The 2778-nt window shown below is 51.8% G+C and carries 2 protein-coding genes; both read right to left on the bottom strand.

The window, feature by feature from the left end:
* Nucleotides 1-1757 (bottom strand): NADH-dependent [FeFe] hydrogenase, group A6 (locus tag AB7S66_RS12400; RefSeq protein WP_428520458.1); only part of this gene is annotated, 1757 nt, incomplete at its 3' end.
* Nucleotides 1750-2778: FAD-dependent oxidoreductase (locus AB7S66_RS12395; RefSeq protein WP_428520456.1), on the bottom strand; the 1029-nt coding region annotated here is incomplete at its 5' end. The genes AB7S66_RS12400 and AB7S66_RS12395, both read right to left, overlap by 8 nt.

The raw sequence follows: 2778 nt of genomic DNA, 5'->3' as shown, positions 1-2778 counted from the left end.
ACATACGTGGTATGTAACAGCTGGTGACTCAGATGACCCAGAGGCTGCTTTAGGAATGAGGTATAGAGTTCCTGGATGGACGGATTCTCATGGGATTTGCGTATCGGCATGCCACGGTCTTCCTCATAGATGGACATGGCTCGCTTTCTCCTGATCTCCTTGGTTGATGGAATAGGCCCTCCTCCTCCCCCCAGACATCCATCAGGACAGGCCATCACTTCTATGAACGCATAGGGACTCTTGCCTTCCTGGATCTGGTCCAGGAGGACACGTGCATTTGCCAGGGTATTGGCTACTGCTACCTTAAGCGGGGTTTCCCCGATCATGATGGTTGCCTCCCTGATACCCTTACCAATGCGTATCTGTTCAAACTCCAACTCCTCCAAGGTAGTCTTTGTGATGGCCTCGTATGCAGTTCTGAGCGCTGCTTCCATTACACCACCTGTAGCACCGAACAGTACTGCCGATCCTGTTGACTGTCCAAGGGGATCATCGAACTTGCCCTCTTCCAGATGGGCGAAATCAATCCCGATCCGTTTCAGCATCCTGGCCAGTTCCCTTGTGGTCAACACATAATCAACATCACAGAAGTACTCCTCGTCAGAGAAGGAACCCTTTTCCCGCCAGTAGCTGAATGCACTGTCGATTTCACTCCTCCCCGCCTCAAACTTCTTTGCTGTACAGGGCATGATGGAAACTACACGAATCTTCCTTGGATCTATTCCAGCTTGCTCAGCGTAATAGGTCTTGGCAATGGAGCCGAACATCTGTTGTGGCGACTTGCAGGATGAGAGATGATCGAGTTGCTCAGGATAGAAGGTTTCAATGAACTTGATCCATCCGGGGGAGCAGCTGGTGATCATGGGGAGCGTCCCCCCATTGGTCATGCGGTGTATCAATTCATGAGACTCTTCCATGATGGTAAGATCGGCACTGAACTGGGTGTCAAAAACCTTGTCAAAGCCGAGAGCCCTCAGTGCACTGACCATCTTCCCGGTCACCAGGGAACCTTCACCCAAGCCCATTGCCTCTCCAAGACCTACCCTGATAGCGGGGGCGGTCTGCACCAACACTACAAGGTTTGGATCAGCGATCGCATCGAATACTGCCTGCTCATGACTCTTCTCAGTGATGGCACCGGTTGGGCAGACAAGGGAGCACTGCCCACAGTTGGTACAGACTGAGGAAGCAAGTCCTTCATCAAAGAAGGTTGATACGGTCGTACGGAGTCCCCGCCCCATCATCTCAATTGCATGCACTTCTTGTACCTTTGCACATACCTCGACACAACGATTGCAGAGAATGCAGGCATTGGGATCACGTACAATTGCAGAGGAAGAGGAGTCAATCGGGAGTATCGATTTTTTCGTCCTCTCGAATCGTGACTCTCTCACTCCCAGTTGCAGGGCAAGGGACTGCAACTCGCAGTTGAGGTTTCTCTCACAATTGGTACAAAGCAATGGATGGTTGGCAAGCAACAACTCAAGATTCAGCTTCCTTGCGCGCATCACACGGTCGGTGTGGGTATGGATGACCATATCCTGCTGGACGGTATGGAGACATGAGCGGACCAAACGCCTGAATCCCTCAATTTCGACCACACAGATGCCGCAGGACCCGTGTGCAGAGACATCCTCCAGATAGCAGAGAGAAGGAACCTTGATTCCTGCAACTTTGCATGCATCCAGGATTCTTGTCCCCTCCGGGACTGTGACCGTTTTTCCGTCAACGGAGAGTGTGATCATCTTCCTATCCATAGAGTACCTCCTGCTCACACTTGACATCGCACCTGAGACATCTTCCGGCCTCCATTCTTGCCTGACGACCGGTATAGCCCTTGTTCACCTCTTCAAAGGAACCTCTTCTTGCAGCAACGGGGAGTTTTTCGGGGTTGATGGCTTTTCCTTCATACAGGGTCTTCCCTACTGTCTGATCATAACTGAAGGTGGTGAAAAGCTGTGCAAACCGGTCTTTCCCACTCAACCTCAAGTCGATCAGGCGGGCAACTTCCTTGCCCTGTCCCATTGCCTCAGCTGCAGTGGAAGGTCCGTTGATGACATCCCCGATCGCCCAGACATGCTCTTGGTTGGTCTCATACATGTATGGATTCACCTCCAGATGGCCACGCTTTGAGACTGCAAGCTTCTCTTTCTGCAACAGGTCTGTGTCTACCCGTTCCCCGATGGCTACAATGACTGTATCGCAAGGGAGCGAGCGGATTGAACCGGTACCTCGACGGATCCTTCTCCCGCTGAGGTCATATTCACCTATCTCCAGCTCTTCCACAACAAGCGCTTCAAGTCTTCCCTTCTTGTCTCTGGCAACCTTTTTGGGTGCAACGTTGAAGATACAGGGGATGCCTTCACTGAAGGCTTCCTCAATCTCACTCTCATTGGCCGGCATATCCTCCTTGTCTCTCCTATAGGCAATGGTTACTTCCACTCCCATTCTCCACAGAGACCTGGCAACATCGATGGCGACATTGCCTCCCCCGATGATGACAACTCGCTTGCCGACCGAAGGCACCTCACCCTCAGCAAGTGCATTGAGCACATCGGTACCTTGCACTACCTGGCCTTTATCAGCACCCTCCAATTGCAAGGTTGCATGATGGTACGAGCCCAGGGCGAGAATGACTTCATCATAGTTTTCCTTGAGATCAGAGAGCCACATGTCCTTACCGAGTCGCTTGTTGAAGGCAAAGGTGATGGGAAGTTGCTCAAAGAGCTCCAACTCCTTTGCAAGCACTTCTCTTGGCAGTCTATAGCTTGGTATGCC

This window comes from Sphaerochaeta sp. (genome assembly GCF_050178175.1).
Classification (GTDB): Bacteria; Spirochaetota; Spirochaetia; order Sphaerochaetales; family Sphaerochaetaceae; genus Sphaerochaeta.
This window is presented reverse-complemented; position numbering and strand designations above follow the sequence as displayed.